The 24,006-nt window shown below is 74.4% G+C and carries 21 protein-coding genes and 2 pseudogenes; 11 read left to right on the forward strand and 12 right to left on the reverse strand.

Going from position 1 to position 24,006, the window contains the following annotated elements:
• A pseudogene (locus ABD841_RS37395) lies at nt 1–146 on the forward strand (flavodoxin-dependent (E)-4-hydroxy-3-methylbut-2-enyl-diphosphate synthase); the annotation flags it as partial.
• A 64-nt stretch (nt 147–210) separates the two neighbouring features.
• On the opposite strand, the gene ABD841_RS37400 reads toward ABD841_RS37395, so the two are convergent.
• The 3 genes from ABD841_RS37400 to ABD841_RS37410 form a co-directional block, all read right to left on the reverse strand.
• A complete protein-coding gene (locus ABD841_RS37400) occupies nt 211–1,656 on the reverse strand; it encodes a methyltransferase domain-containing protein (RefSeq protein WP_344981621.1) in 1,446 nt (481 codons plus the stop codon).
• A 193-nt stretch (nt 1,657–1,849) separates the two neighbouring features.
• Nucleotides 1,850–2,497 carry a 4'-phosphopantetheinyl transferase family protein gene (locus tag ABD841_RS37405; protein WP_344981623.1) on the reverse strand — a complete coding sequence of 216 codons (648 nt, stop codon included), beginning with the start codon at nt 2,495–2,497 and terminating at the stop codon, nt 1,850–1,852.
• Complete coding sequence (locus ABD841_RS37410; protein ID WP_344981625.1) at nt 2,494–3,333, reverse strand: metallophosphoesterase family protein; 840 nt, start codon at nt 3,331–3,333, stop codon at nt 2,494–2,496. The genes ABD841_RS37405 and ABD841_RS37410 overlap by 4 nt, the downstream gene beginning before the upstream one ends.
• A 410-nt stretch (nt 3,334–3,743) precedes the next feature.
• On the opposite strand from ABD841_RS37410, the gene ABD841_RS37415 reads away from it, so the two are divergent.
• The gene (locus ABD841_RS37415) at nt 3,744–4,214 is read left to right on the forward strand and encodes a hypothetical protein (RefSeq protein ID WP_344981627.1); all 471 of its coding nucleotides are present in this window, start codon (nt 3,744–3,746) and stop codon (nt 4,212–4,214) included.
• An 87-nt stretch (nt 4,215–4,301) separates the two neighbouring features.
• Here the strand turns inward: ABD841_RS37415 and ABD841_RS37420 are convergent, their stop codons facing one another.
• The 3 genes from ABD841_RS37420 to ABD841_RS37430 are packed head-to-tail and all read right to left on the reverse strand — an operon-like array spanning nt 4,302 to nt 7,833.
• Entirely contained in the window at nt 4,302–5,276 is a 975-nt protein-coding gene (locus ABD841_RS37420) for a polyketide synthase dehydratase domain-containing protein (protein ID WP_344981629.1), read from the reverse strand.
• Nucleotides 5,222–5,995 carry an acyltransferase domain-containing protein gene (locus ABD841_RS37425; protein WP_344981632.1) on the reverse strand — a complete coding sequence of 258 codons (774 nt, stop codon included), beginning with the start codon at nt 5,993–5,995 and terminating at the stop codon, nt 5,222–5,224. The genes ABD841_RS37420 and ABD841_RS37425 overlap by 55 nt, the downstream gene beginning before the upstream one ends.
• Nucleotides 5,992–7,833 carry a type I polyketide synthase gene (locus tag ABD841_RS37430; RefSeq protein WP_344981634.1) on the reverse strand — a complete coding sequence of 614 codons (1,842 nt, stop codon included), beginning with the start codon at nt 7,831–7,833 and terminating at the stop codon, nt 5,992–5,994. Before ABD841_RS37430 ends, ABD841_RS37425 begins: the two co-directional genes overlap by 4 nt.
• A gap of 726 nt (nt 7,834–8,559) precedes the next feature.
• Between ABD841_RS37430 and ABD841_RS37435 the strand changes: the two genes are divergently transcribed.
• From ABD841_RS37435 to plsX, 4 genes are read left to right on the forward strand one after another with little or no spacing between them, the layout of a single operon-like run.
• Nucleotides 8,560–9,615: a polyprenyl synthetase family protein gene (locus tag ABD841_RS37435; RefSeq protein ID WP_344981636.1), complete on the forward strand. Its 1,056-nt coding sequence runs from the start codon at nt 8,560–8,562 to the stop codon at nt 9,613–9,615.
• Nucleotides 9,612–11,075: a phytoene desaturase family protein gene (gene crtI / locus ABD841_RS37440; protein ID WP_344981638.1), complete on the forward strand. Its 1,464-nt coding sequence runs from the start codon at nt 9,612–9,614 to the stop codon at nt 11,073–11,075. The genes ABD841_RS37435 and crtI overlap by 4 nt, the downstream gene beginning before the upstream one ends.
• Nucleotides 11,072–11,971 carry a phytoene/squalene synthase family protein gene (locus ABD841_RS37445; protein WP_344981640.1) on the forward strand — a complete coding sequence of 300 codons (900 nt, stop codon included), beginning with the start codon at nt 11,072–11,074 and terminating at the stop codon, nt 11,969–11,971. The genes crtI and ABD841_RS37445 overlap by 4 nt, the downstream gene beginning before the upstream one ends.
• A 56-nt stretch (nt 11,972–12,027) precedes the next feature.
• On the forward strand, nt 12,028–12,999 hold the full coding sequence (plsX, locus tag ABD841_RS37450; RefSeq protein ID WP_344981642.1) for a phosphate acyltransferase PlsX: 972 nt from the start codon (nt 12,028–12,030) through the stop codon (nt 12,997–12,999).
• Nucleotides 13,000–13,150: 151 nt separating this feature from the next.
• On the opposite strand, the gene ABD841_RS37455 is transcribed toward plsX, so the two are convergent.
• Complete coding sequence (locus ABD841_RS37455) at nt 13,151–13,870, reverse strand: spheroidene monooxygenase (protein ID WP_344981644.1); 720 nt, start codon at nt 13,868–13,870, stop codon at nt 13,151–13,153.
• Here ABD841_RS37455 and ABD841_RS37460 point away from each other — a divergent pair.
• Nucleotides 13,845–14,531 carry a glycerol-3-phosphate acyltransferase gene (locus tag ABD841_RS37460; protein ID WP_425582108.1) on the forward strand — a complete coding sequence of 229 codons (687 nt, stop codon included), beginning with the start codon at nt 13,845–13,847 and terminating at the stop codon, nt 14,529–14,531. The genes ABD841_RS37455 and ABD841_RS37460 overlap by 26 nt on opposite strands.
• 358 nt (nt 14,532–14,889) lie before the next feature.
• Here the strand turns inward: ABD841_RS37460 and ABD841_RS41010 are convergent.
• The 4 genes and pseudogenes from ABD841_RS41010 to ABD841_RS37480 form a co-directional block, all read right to left on the reverse strand.
• Nucleotides 14,890–15,597 (reverse strand): annotated as a pseudogene (locus ABD841_RS41010) (glycosyltransferase family 2 protein); the annotation flags it as partial.
• A complete protein-coding gene (locus ABD841_RS37470; protein WP_344981647.1) occupies nt 15,594–17,054 on the reverse strand; it encodes a phytoene desaturase family protein in 1,461 nt (486 codons plus the stop codon). The pseudogene ABD841_RS41010 and the gene ABD841_RS37470, both read right to left, overlap by 4 nt.
• Complete coding sequence (locus ABD841_RS37475; RefSeq protein WP_344981649.1) at nt 17,042–17,767, reverse strand: carotenoid biosynthesis protein; 726 nt, start codon at nt 17,765–17,767, stop codon at nt 17,042–17,044. Before ABD841_RS37475 ends, ABD841_RS37470 begins: the two co-directional genes overlap by 13 nt.
• A gap of 266 nt (nt 17,768–18,033) precedes the next feature.
• Nucleotides 18,034–19,539, reverse strand: a complete 1,506-nt coding sequence (locus ABD841_RS37480; RefSeq protein WP_344981651.1) for a PucR family transcriptional regulator — start codon at nt 19,537–19,539, stop codon at nt 18,034–18,036.
• Between the two features lie 92 nt (nt 19,540–19,631).
• Here ABD841_RS37480 and ABD841_RS37485 point away from each other — a divergent pair, with 92 nt between their 5' ends.
• From ABD841_RS37485 to ABD841_RS37495, 3 genes are read left to right on the forward strand one after another with little or no spacing between them, the layout of a single operon-like run.
• Nucleotides 19,632–20,093 (forward strand): nucleoside deaminase, encoded by a 462-nt coding sequence (locus ABD841_RS37485; protein WP_344981653.1) that lies wholly within the window; start codon nt 19,632–19,634, stop codon nt 20,091–20,093.
• Nucleotides 20,090–21,046, forward strand: a complete 957-nt coding sequence (locus ABD841_RS37490) for an isopenicillin N synthase family dioxygenase (RefSeq protein ID WP_344981655.1) — start codon at nt 20,090–20,092, stop codon at nt 21,044–21,046. Before ABD841_RS37485 ends, ABD841_RS37490 begins: the two co-directional genes overlap by 4 nt.
• Entirely contained in the window at nt 21,043–22,419 is a 1,377-nt protein-coding gene (locus tag ABD841_RS37495; RefSeq protein WP_344981657.1) for a purine-cytosine permease family protein, read from the forward strand. Before ABD841_RS37490 ends, ABD841_RS37495 begins: the two co-directional genes overlap by 4 nt.
• Nucleotides 22,420–22,536: 117 nt before the next feature.
• Here the strand turns inward: ABD841_RS37495 and ABD841_RS37500 are convergent, their stop codons facing one another.
• A complete protein-coding gene (locus tag ABD841_RS37500; protein WP_344981659.1) occupies nt 22,537–23,157 on the reverse strand; it encodes a DUF6928 family protein in 621 nt (206 codons plus the stop codon).
• Nucleotides 23,158–23,346: 189 nt separating this feature from the next.
• Between ABD841_RS37500 and ABD841_RS37505 the strand changes: the two genes are divergently transcribed.
• Entirely contained in the window at nt 23,347–23,913 is a 567-nt protein-coding gene (locus tag ABD841_RS37505) for a hypothetical protein (RefSeq protein WP_344981661.1), read from the forward strand.
• Nucleotides 23,914–24,006: the final 93 nt, after the last annotated feature.

Genomic DNA, 24,006 nt, shown 5'->3' on the forward strand with positions numbered 1-24,006 from the left:
ACCTCGGCGTCGCCTCCGGCAACGGCAAGGGCCAGATCTTCGTCAGGGGCGAGGTTGTCAAGACCGTCCCGGAGTCGCAGATCGTGGAGACCCTGATCGAAGAAGCCCTCAAGTTCACCGGTCGGGAAGGGCCGCACGGTCGGTAGGCGGTTCCGGTCGCGTCACGGGGCGGCGGGGAAGTCTCCAGGCCGGCGGGTGACGCGACCGGGATCAGCGCCCGTCCTCCTGAGGAGAGGGGATCCGGTACACCTGGGTTTCAAGGTTCAGACTGATCTCGCACCCGGTGGCGAGGTAATGCTCCTCCGCCTCCTGGACGATCTCGTCGAGGCCGCGCTGCGAGCGGACGAAGGACAGGAGGTTCCACGCCTCCGCTCTCCCGAGGCGGATCTCGTCCCGGCCGAAGACCGGTTCGGGGCCTCCCGTGTTGCGAAGCGTCGTGGCGGAACGCCGGACGAGCCGGAAACCGAACTCCGCGGCTCGTCCTGGAAGGTCGTTCATGACCATGCGGTCACCCGCGTAGCGGTAATCGTAGGTTCTGATCATGCGATGGATCGCCTTGGGGCCGCGGAAGCTGGTGTCGTCGACGTCGACCACGTACAGGAGTCCGCCGGGCCGTAGAATCCGGTGCATTTCGAGCAGGGCCAGGTCTGGACTGCGAAGATGGACGAACAGGAAGTGCGCCGTGATCACGTCGTGCGACGCGTCCTCCTCGCCCGTGGCGTACGCGGTGCCCTGCCGGAACGTGTACTCCGGGAAGTTGGCCCGGGCCCTGGCGAGCAGCTGAGCAGCGGGTTCGACGCCCCGCACGCGATATCCGGCGAGCGGGCCCTCCTTGGCGACCGCCGCCAGATACTCACCCGGCCCGGAGCCGATGTCGAGCAGCGACGCGGGCGCGGGCGGCAGCGGTGCCGAGGCCAGGCGCGGTCGCTGCTCGGCGAGTATCAGCCGGCCCTGGGCGGTCAGGCGGGGTGCCTCCGCCCGGCGGGACAGCAGCTCCAGGTAATGGTTCTCCGCCCCGAGGCGTTCCACCGCCAGGAGGTCACCGCGCGCGCTGTCCACGAGGAACCGGACAAGCGAGGGGACCGGGATCCCGCCGCTCCGGGACGACTCCCTGGCCAGGTCCCGATGCTTGAGGTAGAACTCCTCCAGGGCCTCCCCGCCCTCCACCTTCATCACCGCGATCGCGTCGTCCCCCGAGCCGATCTCGGTGTGGTAGGTGAAATTCCTTCTCGCATATCTCTCGATCAGGTGCCTATGGTCGTTTACCCGGACAATAAGGAAAAATCTTGACGGTTGTAGCGACTCACAGATCTGACGCAGCATCGAGGTCCCGATCTGCGCGCTGATGAGGCGGCCTCGATACGCCGCGAGTTCCACCCGCTTGCCGATCTCCACCGTTGGTCCGTCCACGCCGGGCAGTTCCATGGCGGCCAGCTCGGGCGCTCCCGGTTCGTAGACGTACGCGGAGATGGCCGCCACGATCCTCCCGCCGGACAGGGCGCACAGGTGAAGGCCGTCCGAGTCCCTGCCGTGGTGGATTCTCTCCTCCCGCCAGCCCAGCTCGTCCATGAACACGCGTCTCCGGAGGTCCAGAATCTCCTCTCCGGCCTCGCTCCAGCTCACCCAGCGCGCTTCCACGCCGCTTACGTCGTCCAATGTCCCAAGCCCCTCGATGGATGTCCTCGGACTCCTCCCCGCGAAGCGCCGGGCAGGGCGAGGCCACGGGGAGGGCGGGTCGCCTGCGCCACCGCTGCGACCGGAAGCCGCTGACACGCTCCATGCGGCGACTACCGGTCACGCCCGGGACAAAGATCGGGGCTCGCCCTTGTGAACCGCTTGGCCCCCCTTGTCAGCGGGTTGCGCGCGGCAGGGCGATGGCGGTCACCACCAGCCCGTCGGCCACCAGCCAGCGGCCGGTGAAACCGGTCAGCTCCCGGCCGCTCACCACGGGGCCGGGGACGAGGAACCGGGCGGTGAACGTGCCGGAGGGCGAGAACGCGAGGCGGGCCTCCTCGAAACCCAGCCAGCGCCGGGCCAGCGGGAACCACGCCTTGTAGACACTCTCCTTGGCGCTGAACAGCAGCCGGTCCCAGTGGACCCCGGAGTCGAGCCGCGCCATCGCGTCCCGTTCCTCCGGCAGCGTGATGGAGTCGATGATGCCGTCGGGAAGCGCCTCGTGCGGCTCGGCGTCGATGCCGACGCTCAGCGCCTCCCGGGAGACCGCGGCGGCCCGGTACCCGGCGCAGTGGGTGATCGCGCCCACCACGCCCTCGGGCCAGCCGGGGGCGCCGCGCTCGCCGGGCAGGATCGGCACCGGGGCCAGCCCGATCCGGTCCAGGGCCAGCCGGGCGCAGTGCCGGGCGGTGGTGAACTCGCGCCGCCGCTTGTCGACCGCGCGGGCGATCACCACCTCCTCCTCGGGGAACAGCGTCACACCCGGCGGGTCGTCGAAGGCCTCCGCGCTCGCCACCCACGGCGGCAGGATCTTCTCGATCATGCGACGGGCTGCGGGCTGGGCAGGACGCGGCGCAGCCGGCCGGGCACGGTGGGGCGCGGACGCCATTCGCGGGGGTAGCCCAGGGAGACCTCCTCGAAGCGGACGCCGTCGTGCCAGGTGGTCCGGGGGATGTGCAGGTGGCCGTAGACGACGGTACGGGCGTCGAAGCGCAGGTGCCAGTCGGCGGTGCGCTCGGTGCCGCACCAGATCGCGAACTCCGGGTGGCGCAGGATCAGCGTGGGCTCGCGGACCAGCGGGTAGTGGTTGACGAGCACCGTGGGAACCCCGGCCGGCCGCTCCGCCAGACGCCGCTCCGTCTCGGTGATCCGCGCCTCGCACCAGGCGTCCCGCGAGGGGTACGGGTCGGGGTGGAGCAGCATCTCGTCGGTGCAGACCACCCCCTTCTCGTACGCCAGGGCCAGCGCCTCCTCCTTCGTGGCCGCGCCGGGCACGCGGAAGGTGTAGTCGTACAGCGTGAACAGCGGGGCGACGGCGACCGGGCCCTCGGGCCCCTCCCAGATCGGGTACGGATCCTCCGGCGTCACCACCCCCAGGTTCCGGCAGACCTCGACCAGGTGCCGGTAACGTTCCTCGCCGCGCAACTGGACCGGGTCGCCCGGGTGCGTCCACAGCTCATGGTTGCCGGGGGCCCACACCACCGCCGCGAACCGCTCGCGGAGCGTCCCCAGGGCCCACGCGACGTCGGAGACCTTCTCGGAGACGTCCCCGGCGACCAGCAGCCAGTCGGAGGCCGAGACGGGGCGCATCTCCTCGACGATGCGCCGGTTCTCCCGGTAGCCGATGTGCAGATCGCTGATGGCCAGCAGCGACGTCATACGCGGTCCGCCCCCGGCGACCGGCGGGTCGTCACGGCCCCCGCCGCGGGCGACCGGTGGATCGTCGCGCCCCCCGCCGCCGACCGGCCGCCCGCCGGCGCCGCGAGGGCTCCCCCCGGTCCGTCGTCCTCAAGCACCGCCGCCTCCGTCCCGCCCAGTCCCCTGGGTGTGGTCACGAGTCCGTTGTGATCGAGCAAAAGCACTTTCTCATGACCTTCTCCGGAAGGCACCCACCACCCCGCCCCCGGACCCCGCCCGAAGACGAAGACCCCGGAATCACCACGCCGCCCGACAACGACAGGGATGAATGCGGGGGAACCGATTTCCGGGCCTGCCCGGCGCGAGTACGTTGGCGGTGAGTCCGTTTCCCAGCCACCTCGGAGGTGGGCTTGATACGGTCGAACCACATCATGGTGACCGCGGTACTGCTTTTGGCGATGGGCTGCACGGACGGGGGAACTCCGGCGCGGGAGCGGCCGAGCCGGGCGGCGGACGCCACCGGGGCGCCATGCGCGTCCCGGGTCGTCCGGGGCGAGCCGCCCCGATGGGCGCGGGCCGGCTTCCGGCCGGGTGCGGAGATCCACCACGTGTCCAGCAGGCGGGGTGACATGCTCGCCGTGCTCTTCGGCTATCCGCTGTTCAGCCCGCCGATGCCGGACCGGGGCAACAAGATCCTCTGGCGGTCGAGGGTGCCGCCGGTCCCGTCCGATCCGTTGCGGATCGAGGCCCGGCTGGACGGCGGGGGCACCCCGGTGCGGATCACGGTCGACGGCGGGCCCGGGCCTTCGATCATCGACCTGCCGAGCCCGGGGTGCTGGCGCCTGAACCTGAGATGGGGCTCGCACCTGGACTCGATCGACCTGGAGTACGCCGGTCGATGACGGACTCGCCGGCCGCCGCGCCGGACAGTGCCGTCCGCCGGCCCCGCCACGGGCGACGCCGGCGGAACGCGTCCCGCGCGTGGCCGCTCAGGCGCCGATCAGGCGCCGGGCATGGGCGGCTTCCTCGGGAACGAGGTCACCGCGCCCGCTCGCGCGCAGCCGCCACCGCGTGACGACGCCGTCGGGACCGCTCAGACGGCCGGACCGCAGCGCGCGGTCGATGCGCTCCCGGACCGTTTCCTCCAGGTCCGGTTCGGCGGCGAAGAGAATCCGCAGGCGGACTCCGGCGGGTTCCCGGTCGGCGTGGCAGCGGTGGGGAGCCAGCGGGCACGGGGGCGGGTGCTCCCAGTGGCCGCACAGCGCCGCGGTGACGGCCGCGCCCGGGGCACCGACGTCCCCTTCCGGCTCCATCACCACGACAGCATCATGGACGAAAGCGTTTCGCATGGAACCAGCGTGCCCCGGAACACCGGACGGGGAAAGGGGGCACGACGCGGGGACGGCCCGCCCGCGGGGACGCGCCGCGAGGTTCTCGCCTACGCGAGATAGCCGCCGTCGACGTTGAGGACGGCCCCGGTAGCCGTCACCGGGCTGGACCAGGACCGCCCGGCTCCCGCCCTCGGCGAGAGCGGCGCGCAGCCGCGACCCGAGGGGGGAGCCGGTCACGACCAGCCAGCTCGCCTGTTCCAGGGGCGGGCGGGGGAGCGGTTCCAGCTCCGTCCACTCGACGCCGTGGAGGAGCGGTCGCGCCTTCTGCTCGGCCATCTCGGGTGAGTCCGCGGCCGGTTTCCTGAGGCGGAAACCCTCGATGGTCGCGACCGGCCGGCCGGCGTCGTCGCCGACCAGGACATCGAACTCGACCGGGTCCTCCCCCGGCGGCGCGGATGCCCGTACGGCGCGGGACCACAGGCGGCGGCCCGGCTCCGGCCGGGCGTGCACGCGGCAGCGCGCGGTGCGCACCGGCAGGTAGGTGTCCTGCGCGGCGCCGGTGGCGTCGAGCAGGGTCATCACCGGCTGGAGGGCCGAGTCCAGCAGCGCCGGATGGAAGATGTAACGTCCCATGTCCGTGGCGATGCTGTCGTGCACGACATGTGGTCGCCGGGGGCCAGCCTCAGCGCCGTGCCGGTGATCGGGTGGCCGGCGCTGTCGTACCTGATCCGGTTCTTCTCCGCCTCCGCCTTCCTGAAGTGCCTCCGGTGGCGTTCGTGCTGCCAGGGGTAGGAGGGCAGCGAGACGTCGTGCCGGTCGTACGGCTGGATCCGGGTGAGGTCCACCTCACGGCCGGTGGTGTACAGCTCGGCCGCCGCGTGCAGCAGGGCGGCGCGGCCGGGCGTCTCCCGGGTGAGCACGGTGACCACGGTTGCGTCCCGGTCGGCATGGCGCAGGTTCTGCCGCACCGCGCGGGCGAGCAGCGGGTGGGGGCTGAACTCGACGAAGGTGTCGAACCCGGCCTCGGCCAGGCGCTGGACGGCGTCGGCGAACAGCACCGGCTCGCGCAGGTTGTCGGCCCAGTAGGCCGCGTCCATCTCCGGTCCGGTGAGGGGGCGGCCGGTGACGGTGGAGTACAGCGGCGCCTCGCCGGGCCCGGGGCGGATGGATGCCAGCAGGTCCAGCAGGGGGGCGCGCAACGGGTCCATCTGCCGACTGTGGGAGGCGAAGTCCACCTGGACCCGGCGCCCGAAGATCCCTTCGGCCTCCAGGTCGCGGAGCAGGGCGTCGATCTTCTCGGGGTCGCCGGCGAGGACGCAGGAGGTGGGGGAGTTGCCGGCCGCCCCGCTCACCTGCCCGCCGGTTGCGGCGACCAGGGTTCGGGCGCGGTCGGCCGGGAGGTCTCCGGGCGCGCGGTGAGTTCGGCGGTCAGCGACCAGTCGACGTGGGGGCGCAGGGCGTTCTCGCATGCGGCGATCGCCTCGGCGAAGACCGGTTCGCCGGCGAGCAGGTCGCGGCCCATGCCCAGCCATTGGGCGCCGTGCCCGGGGAACACCCAGGCGGTCCTGTGCCGGGTGCCGGGTCCGGCGGTGTCGGTCTCGCCGGTGTGGACGCCCTCCGCGTGGCCGTCCGCGGCGAAGGCGTCCAGCCGGGCGGCGGCGTCCTCGGCCGTGTCCGCGACCACCGCGAGCCGGACGTCGTGGTGGGTGCGTCGCACGCCCGCCGCGGCGCCCACCCGTCCCAGGGGCGCCGCCTGCGAGCGGAGCAGGTCGCGGTAGCGTCCCGCGAGGGCTGCCAGCGCCCGAGGGCTGCGCGCGGATAGCGGCAGCAGTACCGGCCGGCCGTCGCCGTCCGCGGGCGTCTCCGGCTGCGGAACCGGTGGTGGCTCCTCGACGACGATGTGGGCGTTGGTTCCGGCGATGCCGAAGCTGCTGACCCCGGCCCTGCGGGGGCCGGTCCCTTCCGGCCAGGGCTGTCCCCGGTCGCACACCCGCACCGGGATCTCCTGCCAGGGGATGGCGGGGCTGGGGGTGGTGAAGTTGAGGCTGGCCGGGAGCCAGCCGTGCTTGACGCACAGCGCGGCCTTGATGAGGCCGGTGACACCGGCCGCGCCCTCGGTGTGGCCGAGGTTGGTCTTGACCGAGCCCACCAGGAGCGGCCGGTCGGCCGGGCGGCCCGGTCCGAGGACCGCGGCCAGCGCGGCGATCTCGACGGGGTCGCCGGCGCCGGTGCCGGTGCCGTGCGCCTCCACGTAGGCGACGCTCGCCGGGTCCACCCCCGCGTCCCGGTAGGCGGCCTCCAGGCCTTTGCGCTGCCCGGGGACCTGCGGGGCCATGAAGCTCTCGCCGTGCCCGTCGTTGCTGGCGGCCCCGCCGCGGATGAGGGCGTGGACGCGGTCGCCGTCGGCCAGCGCCCGCGACAGTGTCTTCAACACGACGACGCCGGCGCCCTCGCTGCGCACGTAGCCGTCGGCGCGGGCGTCGAAGGTCTTGCACTGGCCGTCCGGGGCCATCATCGATCCCTGGGAGAAGCCGATGGCGTGGTCGGGGGTGAGGATGAGGTTCACTCCGCCGGCGAAGGCCAGGTCGCACGATCCGGCGCGCAGCGACTGGACCGCGAGCTGGATGGCGACCAGGGAGGACGAGCAGGCGGCGTCGAGGGCCACGCTCAGCCCCGACAGGTTCAGGGCGTAGGAGATGCGGCCGGCGTTGCCGCCGCGGGTGCTGCCCGTGACCGTGTGCACGTCCAGCTCGTCGACGGCTCCGGACTGCAGGTCCCAGTAGTCGCTGGTGATGACGCCCATGAAGACCGCCCCGGTCAGGCCGGGCATCTGCTCGAGCGTCAGGCCGGCGTCCTCGAACGCCTCCCAGGCCACCTCCATCGCCATGCGCTGCTGCGGGTCCATGCGGGCGGCCTCGCGCGGGGAGATGCCGAAGAACTCCGCGTCGAACTCGTCGACCCCGGAGACGAACCCTCCGTACCGGGAGGACAGCTTCCCGCGCGTGCCGGGGACGGGGTGATGGAACTCCTCGACCGGGAACCGGTCCGGAGGGATCTCGGAGATCGCGTTGTCGCCGCGGCGCAGCAGCTCCCACAGTTCTTCGGGGGAGCGTGCGCCGGGCAGCCGGCAGGCCATGCCGACCACCGCGATCGGCTCGGACCTGGAACGAGTTCCACCGGTCGGTGTCATGCTGACAGTCCCTTACTGCTTTTCGTGGAGAAGCCGATGAGTCCACGACCACGCGCCGGATCGCGGCACGATCGTGGAGAGCGTAGGGAGGTGAATCCGGCGGTCCGGCCCGTGGTTCCGCCGGGTGACGTGTCGGCGAGGGCTTTCCGGACCCGCCCTCCCGGCACGGGTCACGATGCCAGCCGGCGTTGTGAGCAGCTTGAAGCCCTTGTGGATGCCTTGGAGCGTTTTGTCGTCCGCCGAAGCTTTCGACGACAGGCATGTCGCCGCGCCGGCGTTGTGAGCAGCGGAGGTGCTCCACAAGCCGGTCCCAAGCGAGGACTGAGGACTTCCACCCGCGAGTCCCGGTGATACTTCGGGACGGCACGCGAATCGTGAGCGCGGCGGCTCAGGCCGGTGAGGTCCGAACCGATGACGGCCCGCTGCCCGGCCGGTCGCGGGTCCGGCCGGGCGGCGGGCCCGCACCTGATCGGGGAAGCCCGGCGACGACGGTGGGACCCCCTCCGGGCATGGGGACCGGGGCGGGTTCCCCGCGGCGGACCGGACCGCTTTTGCATCTTTACGGTTTTACGGCTTCTTGCGTGATGAGTTGATTTACCCGCAGGTCCCCACGGGGATGGATCGCCCGAAACGTGCCGATCGCCGCGCCGTCCGATCCTGCCGCCACGCGGGCGCATCCGAACGCGGTCTCGCTTGCGAAGTTCTCACTGTCGACGCAGAGGAGTGATGCCCATGGTCGCCGTCACCCGCGAGACCGATCGGCTTCGTGAGCGGATGGACCACCATCTCGACCGGCTTCTCGAACGGGAGACGGAGAAGCTCGCCTTCCTCGGCGAGGACCTGGAGGTTCTGCGCGAGGTCCTGCCGGGGTTCGTCCGCGCGGGCGGCAAACGGCTGCGACCCGCCTTCGTCTACTGGGGGCACCGCGCGGCGGGCGGCTCACCGGACGACGAGGCCGTCCTCGCCGCCGGCTGCGCCGTGGAACTGGTGCACGCGAGCGCGCTGATCCTCGACGACGTCATGGACGAGGCCGGCACCCGGCGCGGTCGGCCCACGGTCCACCTGACGATGGCCGGCCACCACCGGGCGCGCGGGTGGTGGGGGAGCGCCGGGCGCTTCGGCGAGTCCACCGCCATCCTGTTCGGCCTGCTCGCCTACACCTGGGCCGACGCGGCACTGCTGCACTGCGGGCCCCGGCTGCCCGCCGCGCTGGAGGTGTTCACCCAGTTGCGCGGCGAGGTCATCGGCGGGCAGTACCTCGACCTGGCGCACGCCGCCAGGCGCCGCGGCGACGTGGCGGAGGCCGGCCGCATCTCCACCTACAAGTCCGGCAAGTACACCGTCGAGCGCCCTCTGCACCTGGGGCACGCCGTCGCGGGCGGGCACCCCCGGCTGCGCGCCGTGCTCAGCGCCTACGCCCTCCCGCTGGGCGAGGCGTTCCAGCTCCGCGACGACGTGCTCGGCGTCTACGGCGACCCCTCCGTCACCGGCAAACCCGCCGGCGCCGACCTGCGGCAGGGCAAGCACACCCGGCTGACCGCGGTGGCGCGCGAGCGGGCCGGCGCCTACGGCGCGGCGCTGCTGGACAACGTGTGCGGCGAGGACGACGTCGAGGCCGCCCGCGCGCTGATCACCGCCACCGGGGCGCTGGAGGCCGCCGAGGAGCGCATCGGGGACCTCGTCGCCCGCGCGGTGGCCGCCCTCGGCGCGGGCGGCGTCCCCGACGAGGCGGTGACGGGACTGGCGGAACTCGCCGACCTGGCGGCGAGGAGGATCGCGTGAGCCGGATCGTGGTGATCGGAGCCGGTCTCGGCGGCCTGGCCGCGGCCGTCAGGCTGGCCGCCGCCGGGCGGGACGTCACGGTCGTCGAAGCCGGCCGGACGCCCGGCGGCTGCTGCGGGACCGCCTCCCTGGGCGAGTACCGCTTCGACACCGGCCCCTCGGTGCTGACCATGCCGGACGTCCTGGCCGACGTCTTCGCCGCCGCCGGGGAGGACCTGGAGACCTGGCTCCCGCTGCGGCGGCTGGACCCGTACTACCGGCTGCGCTACCACGACGGCTCCCACCTGGACGTGGTCGCCGGCGAGGAGGCCATGGCCGAGCAGGTGCGCGCGCTGTGCGGCGCCGCGGAGGCCGACCGGTACCGGCGCTTCCGCGCCCGGCTCCGCGAGCTGTTCGCCGCCGAGTGGCCCTCCTTCATCGACCGCGACATGACCCGGCTGCGCGGCCTCGTCCAGCCGCGCGCCCTGGCCCGGCTGGCGGCCATGGGCGGCTTCCGGCGGCTGGACGGCCTCGTCAGGAGCCACCTCACCGACCACAGGCTGGTCAAGGCGCACACCTTCCAGGCCCTGTACGTGGGCCTCTCGCCGCGGCAGGCGCTCGGCATCTACGCCGTCATCGCCCACATGGACACCGTCGGCGGTGTCTTCTTCCCCCGGCACGGCGGCATGCACGCCATCCCGCAGGCCATGGCCGCGGTGGCGGAGAAGGCCGGGGCGCGGTTCCGCTACGGCGTGCGCGCCACCCGGGTCGAGACGGGACACTCCGGTGTGTCCGGCGTCCTGCTGGACACCGGCGAGCGACTGCCCGCGGACCACGTCGTGGTCGCCGGCGACCTGCCCCGCGCCCACGCCGAGGGCCTGCTGCCCGCGGAGGCCCGCGACTGGCGGCTGCGCCACCCCCGGTACTCGCCGTCCTGCCTCGTCCTCCACTTCGGCCTCGACCGGAAGCTCACCGGGCAGGCCCACCACACCCTGCACTTCGGCCGGGAGTGGGACGCGACCTTCACCGCCCTCATGGCCGGGCGGCCGCAGCCCGACCCCAACCTGCTGGTCACCTACCCCGAGTCCGACACCGCCGCGGCGCCCGCCGGCCACGCCACCCTCACCGTGCTGGAACCGGCCCCCAACCTCCGCGGCCGCGCCGACTGGGAACGGCTCGCCCCGCGCCTGACGGACCGGCTCCTCGGCAGGCTCGCCGACCTCGGCTACGGCGACCTGTCCGGCGCCCCGCGGCTCGCCTTCGACCCGCCCACCTGGGCGGGGCTCGGCCACTCGGGCGGCACCCCCTTCGCCCTCGACCACCGGTTCACCCAGACGGCGTGGTTCAGGCCCGCGGGCGCCGCCCGGCGCGTCCCCGGACTGCACTTCGCAGGCATGTACACCGCTCCGGGGGTAGGGGTACCCCCGGTGCTCGTCTCCGGCCGGCTGGCCGCGGAACGCGTTCTGGAGGCCTCCCGATGACCCTGACCGCGAGTTACGAGCGCTGCCGCAGACTCAACGCCCGGCACGGCCGCTCCTACTACCTGGCCACCCTGCTGCTGCCCGCCTGGAAGCGTCCCCACGTGCACGCCCTGTACGGCTTCGCCCGCTACGCCGACGAGATCGTGGACTCCTTCACCATGACGGGAGACCGGGCCCGGGCCCTGGACGACCTGTCCGCCCGCCTGTCCGCCGCGCTGGCCGGCGGCGCCGTCGAGGACCCGGTGCTGCCCGCGTTCGCGCAGACCGTGCGCTCGTTCGGCATCGACCACGGCGACATCGAGGCGTTCCTCCGCTCGATGCGCGCCGACCTGACCGTCACCCGGTACGCCACCTACGACGACCTGCTCGGTTACATGGAGGGCTCGGCGGCGGTGATCGGCACCATGATGCTGCCCGTGCTGGAGCCGCTGCCCGGCATGGAGGAGCGGGCCCGCGAGCCCGCGCGCCGGCTCGGGCTGGCCTTCCAGCTGACCAACTTCCTGCGCGACGTCGCCGAGGACCTGGTCCGCGGCCGGATCTACCTGCCCCTGGAAGACCTGGACACCTTCGGCGTGGCCGCGGCCGACCTGGGACGCCGCGCCCCCACCCCGGCCCTGCGCGACCTGCTCGCCTTCGAGATCCGGCGGGCCCGCGGCCACTACCGGGAGGCCCTGGCGGGCATCGACCTGCTGACCCCCTCATCCCGGCCGTGCATCCGCGCCGCCTACGAGCTGTACGGGGGCATCCTCGACCGGATCGAGGCCGCCGGCCACGACGTGCTCCGCCGCCGGGCCGCCGTGCCCCGGCGGCAGAGACTGGCGATCTTCGCGCGGCACCTGCTCGCGGCGTCCGCGGCCGACCGGGCCGAACGCCGGGTGACCGCCGAGGTCCCGTGAACCCGGGTGCGGGCACCCGCCCCGCGCCCGCCGAACGCCGTCGTCAGGAGGACGCCATGTCGGAGCCGGTGGTCGTCGACGCGATGGGCGGAGACCACGGACCAGCCGAGACGGTCGCCGGGGCGGTCCTGGCCCGGCGCGACCGCGGCGTCCCCGTGGTGCTCATCGGCCAGGCGGGGCGGATCCGCGCCGAGCTCGCCCGGCACGGCGCCGCGGGGGAGATCGACGTCGTGCACGCCGAGGACGCCATCCCGATGACCGAGCGGGGCACCGGCGCCGTCTCCGCGGGCCAGACCAGCCTGGCGGTCGGCTGCGACCTCGTCCGGCAGGGCGCGGCGTCGGCGTTCGTGTCCGCCGGCTCGACGGGCGCGGTCGTCTCGTGCGCCATCCGCGGCATCGGCCGGGCGGAGGGCGTGCTGCGCCCGGCCCTGGCCGTCGCGCTGCCCTCGCTCACCGGAGGGGCGACCGTGCTGATCGACGCGGGGGCGACCGCCGACCCGACACCCGAGATGATCGCCCAGTTCGCGCTGCTCGGCGCGTCCTACGCCCAGCTCGTGCTGGACGTGGCCGACCCGTCGGTCGGCCTGCTCTCGATCGGCTCGGAACCCGGCAAGGGCAACCGGCTCACCCGCAGGGCCGAGGCGCTGCTCCCCGGGCTGCCGTTCCGCTTCCACGGCCTCGTCGAGGGCCACGACGTGCTCGCCGGCGTCGTCGACGTGATCGCCACCGACGGGTTCACCGGCAACGTGGTGCTGAAGAACGTCGAGGGTTCGGTACGGGCGGCGCTGACGCTGATGGCCCGCGCCGGGGCGGCCGACCCCGAGGCGCTGCGGGAGGTGGCCGGCCGGTACGACCCCGAGACCCACGGCGGGGCGGCCCTGCTCGGCCTGGACGGCACCGTCGTCGTCGCGCACGGATCCTCACGCGCCAGGACCATCGCCCGGGCCTGCGAGGTGGCGCACGGTCTCGCCGGGGGCGGGGTGGTGGCCAGGGTCCGGGACCACCTCGCGGTGGAGCCGGTCCGTTGACCCCGGGCGGGGCCGTGCCCCCTCGCGGCCCGGGAGCACGCCGCGAGGGGCGCGGCCGGTGCCCCGCGCCGCACCCCGTGTCGCGAGGCACCGGCCGGAGGCCGGGCGGGGCCCGATGAGGCGCGCCGCGGGCGGCGGGCCGCCGGGGCGGTCAGGCGAGCGGGTCGGCGCCGTTCCAGGTGCCCTCGCTCGCGTAGGGGGTGAACCGGGCGAACAGCTCCTCGGAGTACCAGCCCTCCGCGCGCGTCCTGCCGATCACCCGCCGGTGCCCGCCCTCGCGGTAGGCGAAGTCCCGCACCGCGGCGGCGTCGCGCCACAGCGAGAACGTGGCCTGCCGCGCCAGCGGCCACTCGCCGACCCCGACCGAGGCCAGGCAGCCGCCCTGCTCCCGCAGCAACCGGTCCACCGCGGGCACCGACCGGTAGAACGCCACCAGGCGGGAAGGCCGGATCGACGCCCGGGTCAGCACGGCGACCGGCCCGTCCGGGACCGCGGCGTGCCCGTCCCCGGCACCGGACGGGAGGGGACCGAACGGCTCCACCCCGCCCCAGCGGCCCCGCGAGGCCAGCGGGGCCAGCCGCACCTGCCACGACTCCAGCGCCTCGCGTCGCCACCGGGCCGCCACCGGGGACTCCGCCAGGAAGCCCTCCAGGTCCCGCTCCGCCCGCCAGACCGCGAGCAGGGCCCAGCGCCGCAGGTCGGCCCCCAGGCTCATCGACGCCCCGCGACCCGAGCCGAGCAGCCGCCAGAACAGCAGCCCGGGGGTGCTCCGCAGCACCGGCCGGTCGAACGCCATGTGACGCATGGCCCCCAGCTCCGCATACCTGGTGAGGTGAAAGGAAGCGATGGCTCCCCTGCTCGTCGCGGTCATCGGCGGCTACCTTCTCGGGTCCGTGCCGGTCGCCGTGCTCGTCGCCCGCGCGCACGGCTTCGACCCCCGCGAGGTCGGCGACCGCAACCCGGGTTTCTGGAACGTCAAGGAGCGGCTCGGCCGGCGGGCCGCGGCGCCCGTCTTCGCGGGCGACACCCTCAAGGGGACGCTCGCCGCGCTGCTCGCCCTGTTCGCGAGCGGCGCGCACACCACGGGGTTCGGCGAGGTGAGCGGCGCGAGCGCCGTGCCCGTGTACGCGGCGACGGCCGCGGCGATGATCGGGCACGCCTGGCCGGTGTTCGCGGGATTCCGGGGCGGGCGGTCGATCCTCACCTTCGTGGGCGGCTTCGCCGTCATCTGCCCTCCGGCCTTCCTGCTCGGGGTCGCCCTGCTGGTCGCGGCCGGCCTGGCGACGCGGTCCTTCGCGATCGGGGCGCGGGCCGGGGTGTTCGGCATCCCCGCCCTCCAGTTGCTCTTCGCGCCGGTCGAGCACGTCGCCGGGACCGGCCTGCTGATGTGCCTCATCGGGCTGCGCTTCGGCCAGGCAGCCCGGTCCGCCCGCCCGGACCGGCCTGCGGGGGCGGCGGCGTCCCGGCCGCCGCGGCCGCCCGCGGGGTCCGGGACGGCCGCGCTGCCGGGGCGGGCGCGGCGCCGGTCGTGATCCCCGGGTACGTGCGCCCCCGCCAGCTGCGCACCGGGCGCAGCGTCGCCCCCGTCAGCCGCGCGGCGGCCAGCGGGTCCAGCAGCGGGGAGAGCAGCGTCCCCGGCCCCGGCCGGGTGTAGCTGCCCCGCAACGCGCCCGCCAGCAGCAGCCGCACGGCCAGCAGGCCCAGGTCGAGCCGGGTGGGCCGGCCGGCCGCCAGCCGCAGCACCGGCAGGGCCGCGGTCAGCCAGATCACCGCGAGGTCCGCGGCCTGCCGGCCCGGGCCGGTGACGTCGCGCAGCGGCAGCGAGCGCCCCCACTCCCGCCACACCTCGGCCGCCGAGGAGTGCATGTCGACCTCCAGCAGACCCCCGGCGTCGAGGAACCCGACGGACCACCCGGCGGCGGCCAGGGCCCTGGCCAGCGCCACGTCGTCGGTCATGTGCCCGCGGATCCGCGCGAACCCGTCGGCGTCCGCCATCGCCGCGCGCCGGAAGGCCATGCACTGGCCGTTGGCGACCACGCGGTGCGGCGCCGGGGGAGCGGGCGGTCCGATCGGGCCGAACCGGTAGACCAGCGTCGCCAGGAACGACGCGTGCAGCGCCTGCTCGACGGGCCCGTCGCACACGAACCTGGGCCCGACGGTGACCAGGTCGTAGCGGTCCAGGGCCGCGGCGACCGCGCCGAACAGGCCGGGCGCGGGCCGGGCGTCCGCGTCGAGCGTCACCACGACCTCGCCGCCCGCCGCCTCGACCCCCTGCCGCAGCGCCCACTGCTTGCCCACCCAGCCCGCGGGCAGGGGCGCCCCCGCCACGACCTTCGCGCCGAGTCCCGCGGCCAGGGCGGCGGTGCCGTCCCGCGACTCGTCGTCGACGACGATCACCTCCGCGACGGCCGGGTCGGCGAGCACGGCCGACAGGCAGGGGGCGATGCGCGCCTCCTCGTCGCGGGCGGGGATCACGACCGTGATCCGCGCGGGCGCCGGCTCGACCGGGACCAGCGCCGGGAGGCGGCGGCGCCCGGCGGCCAGGCGCGCCACGACGACCGCCGCGGCCGCGGCCTGCAGCGCGGTGAGAACCCTCACCGCCGTGCCTCCCCCGCGGGCCGCCCCGCCTCCGGGAAGTCCTCCCGCACGAGCGAGGCGACGATGCGGCCGCCCATCGCGACCAGCGGCAGCCCGCCGCCGGGATGCACCGAGCCGCCCACCAGGTACAGGCCGCGCCGGGGGCCCCGGTTGCCGGGACGGCGGAAGGGGGCCAGGCGCCCCGCGTAGGCGCCGCCGTAGATGGCGCCGCCCCACGCGCCGTACCGGTCGCGCAGGTCGGCCGGGGTGAACAGGTCCACGAACCGGAGCCGCCCCGACAGGTCGTGGCCCCGCGCCGCCAGGCGTTCGAGCACCAGGTCCCGGTACGCCTGGGGGGACATCGGCCACCGGTCCGGGTCGCGGGCCGGGACGTTCACCAGCATGACCCAGTTCTCCGTGCCCGGCGGGGCCTGCGACGGGTCGTCGACCGCCGAGCAGCCGACGTAGACGGTCGGATCCTCCGGCGGTCTGCGCCGGTCGAAGATGTCGGCGAACTCCCGCTCGTAGTCGGCGGAGAAGACGATCGAGTGGTGGGCCAGCCCCTCGGTCCTGCCTTCCACCCCGGCCAGCAGGAGGAACGCCGAGGACGAGGTGCCGAGCCCGGCGATGCGCCGCAGCCGCCGCCGGTCGGGCAGCAGCCGCCCGTAGAGCGCCGCCGCGTCGGTGTTGGCCACCACGACGTCCGCGTGCTCCCGCTCCCCGGAGGCCAGCCGTACCCCGAGCACCCGCCGGCTGTCGGCGAGCACCCGCGCCACCTCGGCGCCCGTGGTGACCTCCACACCGGCCTTCTCCAGGGCCAGGGCCAGGGCGTCGGCGACGCGGGGCAGCCCTCCCGGGACGTACCACCCGCCCTCGCCGTGCTCGATCGCGGGGATGCAGCCCAGCGCCGCCGGCGCCCGGTAGGGGCTGGAGCCGGCGTAGGTCGCGTAGCGTCCCACGTACTGGCGCAGGCGCCGGTCGGTGAAGAACCGGCGGGCCAGGCCGTCGAGCGTCCGGCCGGGCGCCACCGCCAGCAGGTCCGAGAGGCGGGCCTCGGTGGGCGGCCGGGTGAGCGGCCCGGCGAAGAAGGTGCGCCGCGACGCCTCGAAGCACTCCCGCGCCCAGCCGTGGAAGGCCAGCCAGGCGCGGCCCTGCCCGGGGGCGAGCCGGTCGACCTCGGCGGCCGTCGCCGCGGGGTCGCGGTACGCGGTCAGCTCCGAGCCGTCGGCGAAGCGGTAGCGGCACAGCTCGGCGGGCTCCACCAGGCCCAGTTCCAGCCCGAGACCGGCGAAGACGCCCGGCAGGGTCAGCAGCGAAGGGCCGATCGAGAAGGTGAAGCCGTCCCTGGTGCGCTCGGCGAGCTTGCCGCCCAGCCGGGGGAGCCGCTCGTACAGGCGGACCCGGTGTCCCTGTCCGGCGAGCAGCAGGGCGGAGACCATGCCCCCGACCCCGCCGCCGACCACGATCACTTCCGCCATCTGCGCCCCCACGCGAGCAGGACGAACAGGCCCATGCAGAGCCCGCCGGCCGTGGCGACCAGCGGGTCCGGCGGGTCGAAGACCGCCGCGAAACCGGCGGTCTCCATGACCGCCATCACCGTGTAGATCGCGACCAGCCCGGCGCTCCGCGCCGCGGGATCGGCCACGATGCGCTCGATCAGGGCCATGACCAGCAGTGAGACCACGATCCAGCCGGCGAAGTTGCCGAGCGGGACGCCCCGGTAGGGGCCGGGGTCGTGCCAGACCCACAGCCCCAGCCGGAGCATCTGCGGGTCGAGGAACAGGTCCCACGCGGTGAGCGCCAGCGCCCCCAGCGCGACCCTCGCCGGGCGGCTCCGGGGGGCCGCGGCGGCGGCCGCGGCGTGCGCGGCCAGCCCCATGCCGCCCCAGGCCAGGGCCACGATCACCGGTACCCCGCCGAGCTGGGGCCGGAGCACGTCGGTGTAGTGGTAGTCGCCGAACGGGATCCCCGTTCTGATCCCGGCCCATTCGGCGGCGTAGCCGGTCGCGACCGCGGCGGCCAGCGCCGCCGCGGCCCTGCCGGGGGTGTGCGCCGCCGCGGCGAACGCCAGGGCGCTCGCCGCGAGCAGCAGGACGACCACGCTGGTCAGCGCGACGGGCCGGGGGTGCAGCCCGGAGGCGATCTGCGCGGCGACCATGGCCGCCAGCAGCGCCGCGCCGAGCGCGCGCATCGCCCTCGCTCTCGCCGGCCCGCTTCTTCCGGGCGGCGGATGCTCCCGCACCGCGCCGGGCCCCTGCCGTCCGCTGTCCACCTGTTGGCTCTGCCCCACGGACAGTCATTCGAGCGGCCGGGGGCGGTCAGATTCACTTTGTCGTCGCGATTCCCGGACCGCCTGGTTTCCGGACCGCCTGGTTCCCGGAGCCCGGCTCTCGCGCCCGGCGGGGCGTCCTGCGCCAACCGGCCCCTGCTCACCCTCCTGCGCCTCCCGTCCTGCGCTCACCGGCCCGCGACCCGGTGTGCCGCCGTGGCCAGCAGCAGCGCGGCGTGCACGTCCGGGTCGGTCACCGCGTAGCCGAGCAGTGCCTCGATGCGCTGCAGCCGCTGGTAGAACGACTGGCGCCCCAGGTGCAGCGCGGCGGCCGCCCGGGTGGCGCTGCACCCGTGCAGCAGGAACGCCTCCAGAGTGCCGACCAGCTTGGTGCGATGCGCCGCGTCCCACTCGACCAGCGGTGCGATCGTCCGGCGCACCAGGTCGGCGGCGTGGCCGCCGTCCCCGTGCCGGGTCAGCTCCAGGTCCAGGGCCAGGGTCCGGGTGCTGACCAGCCGCTCCGCCGGGCGCAGGCTCAGCGCGGTCCGCGCGTCACGCAGCGAGGAACCCAGCTCGCCGAGGTCGTCGGCCGGGTGCCCGACGGCGACCCGCAACTGCGGCGCGCTCAGCCGCCGCATGGCCTCGTCCAGGGCCTGCGAAGCGGCTCCGACCGCGTCGGTCACCGCGCGCGGCACGGACAGCGCGCCGAGCACCAGCCGGGAGACCCGTCCCCGGAGCGCGGGCGTCCGCAGGACGTGGGCCGCCCGGTCGATCACCGCCAGCTCCGCGGCCGCCTCCGGGGAGTCGGCCGCGACGCCGACGAGCACGTGGTCCGCCGCCGGGTGGAAGCCCGACATCACCGCCCGCACCGAGGGGTCGGCCTCGGCGGTGCCCTCGATCAGGTCCCGCAGCAGCGCCGAGGCCTGCCGGTCCCGCTCGCTCGGCGGGCTGCCGGTGCGGAGCATCGCCAGGGCCAGCGCCACCGCCGTACGCTCCAGCGCGATCGCCAGGTCGTCGGCGGGCAGCGCCGAGCCCGGCCCCGCGACGAGCCGCCCCCACCGCTGCCCGTGCAGGGTGACCGGTGCCTCGGCGGCCGCGTGGTCGACGGCCCGCCAGGCCTCCCGGTCACCGGCCACGCCGTGCGCGGCGACCAGCGCGCCGCTGCCGGAGATCAGGATCAGGGAGGCGCCGATCACCTCCGCCCCGGTCGCGAGCACCCCGGCGACCCCGGCCCCGGCGATGAGCGCCTCGTTGAGCGCGCGCGTGGCCGAGTCCCCGAGCCGGAGCCGCCTGCTCGCGTAGTCGACGATCAGCGTGTTGGCGTCCTCGGTGATGCGGATGAACGGCACCACCGCGTGCAGCACGATGAACGGCAGGTCCAGCCTGCGCGCCTCCTCGACGAGCTCGCGCGGCGTCTCGGGGAAGGTGCGGCCCAGCTCCAGGGCGATCCCGGCCACCCCGCGCCCGGCGATCTCCCGCAGGTAGTGCCGGCGGGCGCCCGGGTCGGTGCCCGCCAGCCCCAGCCCGGTCGTCAGCAGCAGCTCCCCGCCGGCCAGCAGGGGGCCGATCTCGTAGATCTCGCTGGAGTGGACCCAGCGCACCACGCGGTCGAGCGAGCCCTCCCCGGCGAGGACCTCCGGCCGCGCCTCGCGCAGCACCTCGAAGGAGAGCAGCTCGCGCAACGTCAGTGGCATCGGTGACCCTTTACGGATTGTCCATTAAAGATAGTAATAGTATGGACGATCTGTCCGTTCTCGAAGTCCCCTCCGGCGGGGATAGTGGGCCCATGACCAGCAACGTTGTCAGCCCGGTCGCGATGCTGAACGTGGCGTTGGCGGAGGCCCGGAAGGGCTACGCCGAGGGCGGCATCCCCATCGGCGCCGCGCTCTTCGCCGCGGACGGCCGCCTTCTCGGCCGGGGCCGCAACCGGCGCGTCCAGGACGGCGATCCGTCGGTCCACGGCGAGACGGCCGCCTTCCGGGACGCCGGCCGCCAGCAGACCTACCGCGGGACCACCATGGTGACCACACTGTCGCCCTGCTGGTACTGCAGCGGCCTCGTCCGCCAGTTCGGCATCACCCACCTGATCGTCGGGGAGAGCCGGACCTTCACCGGCCAGCACGAGTGGCTCGCGCGGCACGGGGTCGACGTGCTCGTGCTCGACTCCCAGGAGTGCGTCGACCTGATGACCGAGTTCATCGCCGCCAACCCGGCCCTGTGGAACGAAGACATTGGAGAAGACGGATGAAATCAGTCCCGATCATCGATCTCACCCCCTGGTTCCACGGCGGCGACGACGACCGCGCGAAGGTGGCCGGGCAGGTCGACGCGGCGCTCCGGGAGATCGGCTTCCTGCTCGTCACCGGCCACGGCGTCCCGGCCGGGCTCCGCGCCGACCTCCGCGACGCCGCCAAGCGCTTCTTCGGCCTGCCGCACGCGGTCAAGGACCGCTACGCCGCCACGGTCGGCGAGCGGGGATGGCTCCCGCCGGGCGTGGAGGCGAACGGCTACGCCGAGGGCACACCCACCCCGCCCGATCTCAAGGAGACGTTCGCCGTCGGCGCCGACCAGCCGATCGGCCGTCCCGAGATCGACGCCGCGTGGTTCCCGTCCAACGTCTGGCCCGCGGAGGTCCCCGAACTCCAGGGGCTCGTCACCGACTACCTGGGCCGGATGCGGGCCCTGGCCGACGAGCTCCTGGTGATCTGCGCGGCCGCGCTCGGCCTGCCGGACGACTTCTTCACCTCCCGGGCCACGCACCCGTCGTACACCATGAACATCAACCGCTACCCGCCGCTCTCGCAGGTGGGGGAGCCGGAGCCGGGGCAGTTCCGGATCGGCCCGCACACCGACTTCGGCACCGTCACCATCCTGGAGCGCCAGCCTGGCGTCGGCGGCCTGCAGGTGTTCACCCTGGACGGGGAGTGGATCGACGCCCCGTTCGTGGCCGACTCCTTCACCATCAACATCGGCGACCTCCTCGCGCGCTGGACGGGCGACCGCTGGCGCTCCACCCGGCACCGGGTGCTGCCGCCCGACCCCACGGCCCCGGACGAGGAACTCGTCTCCCTCATCTACTTCTACGAGTGCGACCCGCTCGCCGAGGTCGAGTCGCTCGCCCCGCCGATCGGCAGGGTCGCCTACGAGCCCGTCGTCGCGTCCGACTACCTCCTCGAGAAACTGAGGGCGATCACGGTATGAAGGTTCTGGAACCCCCCGGCACCGCGGTACGCGAGGGTGAGTACGGCGCCAGGGTCGCCGCCGTCGAACCCGGCGGCGTCGAGTTCATCCCGCTCGCCGAGCGGCACGGCACGCCGCGGCAGCTGCTGTGGACCTGGATGTCGCCCAACCTGGAGTTCGCCACGATCTTCCTCGGCGTGCTCGCGGTGGCCGCGTTCGGGCTGAGCTTCTGGCAGGCGGTCCTGGCCGTCGTCGTCGGCACCGGCCTGGGCGCCATCTCGCACGGCGTGCTCTCCGCCCGGGGCCCCTCTGCCGGGCTCCCGCAGATGGTCCTGGGACGGCTGCCCTTCGGTTACTGGGGCAACCTCATCCCCTCGGCCTTCAACACCGTGGCCGCGGGCATCGGCTGGTTCGCCGTCAACAGCGTCAGCGGCGCGCTGGCGCTCAACACGCTCACCGGCCTGCCCGCCTGGCTCTGCCTGGTGGTCGTGGTCGCGGCCATGGTCGTCCTCGGCTTCTTCGGGCACAACCTCGTGCAGGCCTTCGAGCGGTACGCCTTCCCGATCCTCGCGGTGATCTTCGCGGTGGCCTCGGTCGTCATCCTGTCGAAGGCGCAGCCGGGTTTCGCGGGCAGCGGCGGCGGGCTGGGCGGGTTCCTGCTGACGGTCGGCGCGACCTTCGGCTACACCGCCGGCTGGAACCCGTACGCCGCCGACTACACCCGCTACCTGCCGCCGGAGTCGAGCAGGCGGGCCGTGGGCCTGTACGCCGGTCTCGGCGTGTTCGTCCCCTGCGTGCTCCTGGAGATCGTCGGGGCCGCGTCGGTGACCATCGGCGGCGACGCCCTCGGTCAGCCCGTCTCCGCGTTCACCGGGCACCTGCCCGGCTTCGTGGCCGGCCTGACCCTGCTTGCGATCGCCCTCGGCTCGGTCTCGGCCAACGCGCTGAACGTCTACTCCGGCGCGATGTCCCTGCTCACCATGGGGGTGCGGTTGCCGCTGACGCTCCGCAGGGCGATCACGGCCCTGGCCTGCGGGGTGATCGGGTTCCTGGTCGCGCTGTCCGGCCTGGAGGACGCCGGGCACAAGTACGAGGCGTTCCTGCTGGTCATCTCGTACTGGATCGGCCCCTGGCTGGGCGTCGTCCTGGTGGACGGTTACCTGCGCCGGGGACAGGTGGCCGAGCCCGCCCTGTTCGAGGAGCGGCGCGGCAACCGGGCCGGGCCGATCGCCATGGTCGTCGGCGTCGTGTCGGCGGTGTGGCTCTTCTCCAACCAGGAGCTGTACGTCGGGCTCGTCCCCGAACTGGTCCCGGCGGTCGGTGACATCGCCTTCGCGGTCGGTTTCCTCGTCTCGGCCGGCCTCTACCTCGCCCTGCGACCGCGCACCCGCTGAATCCCGCTGAACCCCGCCGAGCCCCGGGGCCCGCCCGGCCCCGGCCCTCGCCCGGCCCCGGCCGGTGACGGGTGAGCCCGTCACCGGCCGGGGCCGGTCCGTCTCCGCGGGGGCGCCTCAGACGTGCCCGTCCACCCGGAAGCCCATGAGCGGGATGTCGCAGGGGGCGATACCGGTGGGGTGGCCCTCCATCCGGAAGCCGAAGAAGAACTCCAGGGCCGCCTCGCCGAGGTCGAGGGGGTGGAAGGGGAACGGGTAGTCGGAGTCGTGGTGGGGGTCGGCCGGGTGCTCGCCCGCCCAGTAGGGGAGCTCGAAGGGCAGCGGGTCGCCGACGCTCTCCATGATCCCGTCGTCGGGGGACATGCTCAGCGAGCGGATCTGGACCCCGTCGTGCCAGACGCCGAAGGCCAGCCAGTCGACCACGCTGTGCATCGCGTGCAGGTAGGTGCGCCGCCCGCCCCGCGCGACGTGCCGGGGGAAGAGCTCGGAGGGGCGGTCGACCATCAGGGCGAGGTCGGTGACGATCTCCACCCCGGGGAAGCAGCCCACGTAGACGACGCCCTCGGGAGGGTAGGCGCTCTCGCCGAGGCAGCCGTCTCCGATCTCCTCGACCCGCTCGCCGGCGTACAGCCGGGAGACCAGGAGCCGGCAGGCGTCCCGGTCGAGCGGCGGCGCGCGGCGCAGCACCTCCGCGACGTCGCCGTCGGCGTGCACCAGGATCCCGGTCTTCGCACCCATCGCCATCCCGTCCCGATCGATTGGAGTCGCCCGGACCATAGCGAGCGCGGGCGACATTTCCCGGTTTCCCGCCGCGGGCCGCCCGGCGGCGCGTAACCATCCTGCAAGCGCGGTGCATGCCCGATGCCGTACGAACGTCCCATCACCTCGGGCACCGGCTTCCCGCCCCGGCCGAAAGGACGATCCCGCATGCGCACGGCACGTTCCGCGACCTCCCCCCGGACCTCTCCCTGGCCGTTCGACGGCCCGGAGCCGGGGGCGTCGGCCTTGGCGGGGTTCGGCCTGTGGATCCTCGCCGGGGTCCCGCTCGTGGCGGCGCTGGTGGTGATGGTGGCGGTCTCCGTTTCGAACCGGGTGGAGGCGCCGGAGCAGACCGTCTACCCCGGGGTGCGCACCCTCCACGTGACCACCGACCACGGGGACATAGAGGTCGTCGGCGCCGACGTCACGGAGGTCCGCGTGGCGCGGCGGCACCACGGCGACGCCCCGCGCGTGGAGTCGTCAGGGGGCGGCTCCCTCACCATCGGCCTCGTGTGCGACGAGGGATTCGTCTGCACCCCGATCCGCGACACCCCCCGGGACCACACCGACTACGCCTTCGTCGTCCCGGCCGGCATTGACGTCACCGTCCACAGCCGCAACGGGGACGTCGTCCTGCGCGGGCTCACCGGGCGGGTCGACACCCACCCCGGCAACGGCACGATCACCCGCTCCGGCGGGGCCGCGGACACCGGGAGCACGCCCGGCGGAAGGTGAGCCGGGCCCCGTGGCCGGCGGGCCGGGAACGGCGGCCGGTGGGCCGGGCGCCGCGGTGGGCCGGGCGCGGCGACCGCCCGCAGGCGGGGCGGG

Source organism: Streptosporangium fragile (genome assembly GCF_039534445.1).
Taxonomy (GTDB): Bacteria; Actinomycetota; Actinomycetes; order Streptosporangiales; family Streptosporangiaceae; genus Streptosporangium; species Streptosporangium fragile.

Excerpts from the sequence above, each read along its gene's own strand:
- ABD841_RS37405 (WP_344981623.1), bottom strand. The coding sequence starts at position 2,497 with ATGATCGAGAAGATCCTGCCGCCGTGGGTGGCGAGCGCGGAGGCCTTC.
- ABD841_RS37410 (WP_344981625.1), bottom strand. The coding sequence starts at position 3,333 with ATGACGTCGCTGCTGGCCATCAGCGATCTGCACATCGGCTACCGGGAG.
- ABD841_RS37415 (WP_344981627.1), top strand. The coding sequence starts at position 3,744 with ATGGTGACCGCGGTACTGCTTTTGGCGATGGGCTGCACGGACGGGGGA.
- ABD841_RS37420 (WP_344981629.1), bottom strand. The coding sequence starts at position 5,276 with ATGGGACGTTACATCTTCCATCCGGCGCTGCTGGACTCGGCCCTCCAG.
- ABD841_RS37430 (WP_344981634.1), bottom strand. The coding sequence starts at position 7,833 with ATGACACCGACCGGTGGAACTCGTTCCAGGTCCGAGCCGATCGCGGTG.
- ABD841_RS37435 (WP_344981636.1), top strand. The coding sequence starts at position 8,560 with ATGCCCATGGTCGCCGTCACCCGCGAGACCGATCGGCTTCGTGAGCGG.
- ABD841_RS37445 (WP_344981640.1), top strand. The coding sequence starts at position 11,072 with ATGACCCTGACCGCGAGTTACGAGCGCTGCCGCAGACTCAACGCCCGG.
- plsX (WP_344981642.1), top strand. The coding sequence starts at position 12,028 with ATGTCGGAGCCGGTGGTCGTCGACGCGATGGGCGGAGACCACGGACCA.
- ABD841_RS37460 (WP_425582108.1), top strand. The coding sequence starts at position 13,845 with ATGGCTCCCCTGCTCGTCGCGGTCATCGGCGGCTACCTTCTCGGGTCC.
- ABD841_RS37455 (WP_344981644.1), bottom strand. The coding sequence starts at position 13,870 with ATGACCGCGACGAGCAGGGGAGCCATCGCTTCCTTTCACCTCACCAGG.
- ABD841_RS37470 (WP_344981647.1), bottom strand. The coding sequence starts at position 17,054 with ATGGCGGAAGTGATCGTGGTCGGCGGCGGGGTCGGGGGCATGGTCTCC.
- ABD841_RS37475 (WP_344981649.1), bottom strand. The coding sequence starts at position 17,767 with ATGCGCGCGCTCGGCGCGGCGCTGCTGGCGGCCATGGTCGCCGCGCAG.
- ABD841_RS37480 (WP_344981651.1), bottom strand. The coding sequence starts at position 19,539 with ATGCCACTGACGTTGCGCGAGCTGCTCTCCTTCGAGGTGCTGCGCGAG.
- ABD841_RS37485 (WP_344981653.1), top strand. The coding sequence starts at position 19,632 with ATGACCAGCAACGTTGTCAGCCCGGTCGCGATGCTGAACGTGGCGTTG.
- ABD841_RS37490 (WP_344981655.1), top strand. The coding sequence starts at position 20,090 with ATGAAATCAGTCCCGATCATCGATCTCACCCCCTGGTTCCACGGCGGC.
- ABD841_RS37495 (WP_344981657.1), top strand. The coding sequence starts at position 21,043 with ATGAAGGTTCTGGAACCCCCCGGCACCGCGGTACGCGAGGGTGAGTAC.
- ABD841_RS37500 (WP_344981659.1), bottom strand. The coding sequence starts at position 23,157 with ATGGGTGCGAAGACCGGGATCCTGGTGCACGCCGACGGCGACGTCGCG.
- ABD841_RS37505 (WP_344981661.1), top strand. The coding sequence starts at position 23,347 with ATGCGCACGGCACGTTCCGCGACCTCCCCCCGGACCTCTCCCTGGCCG.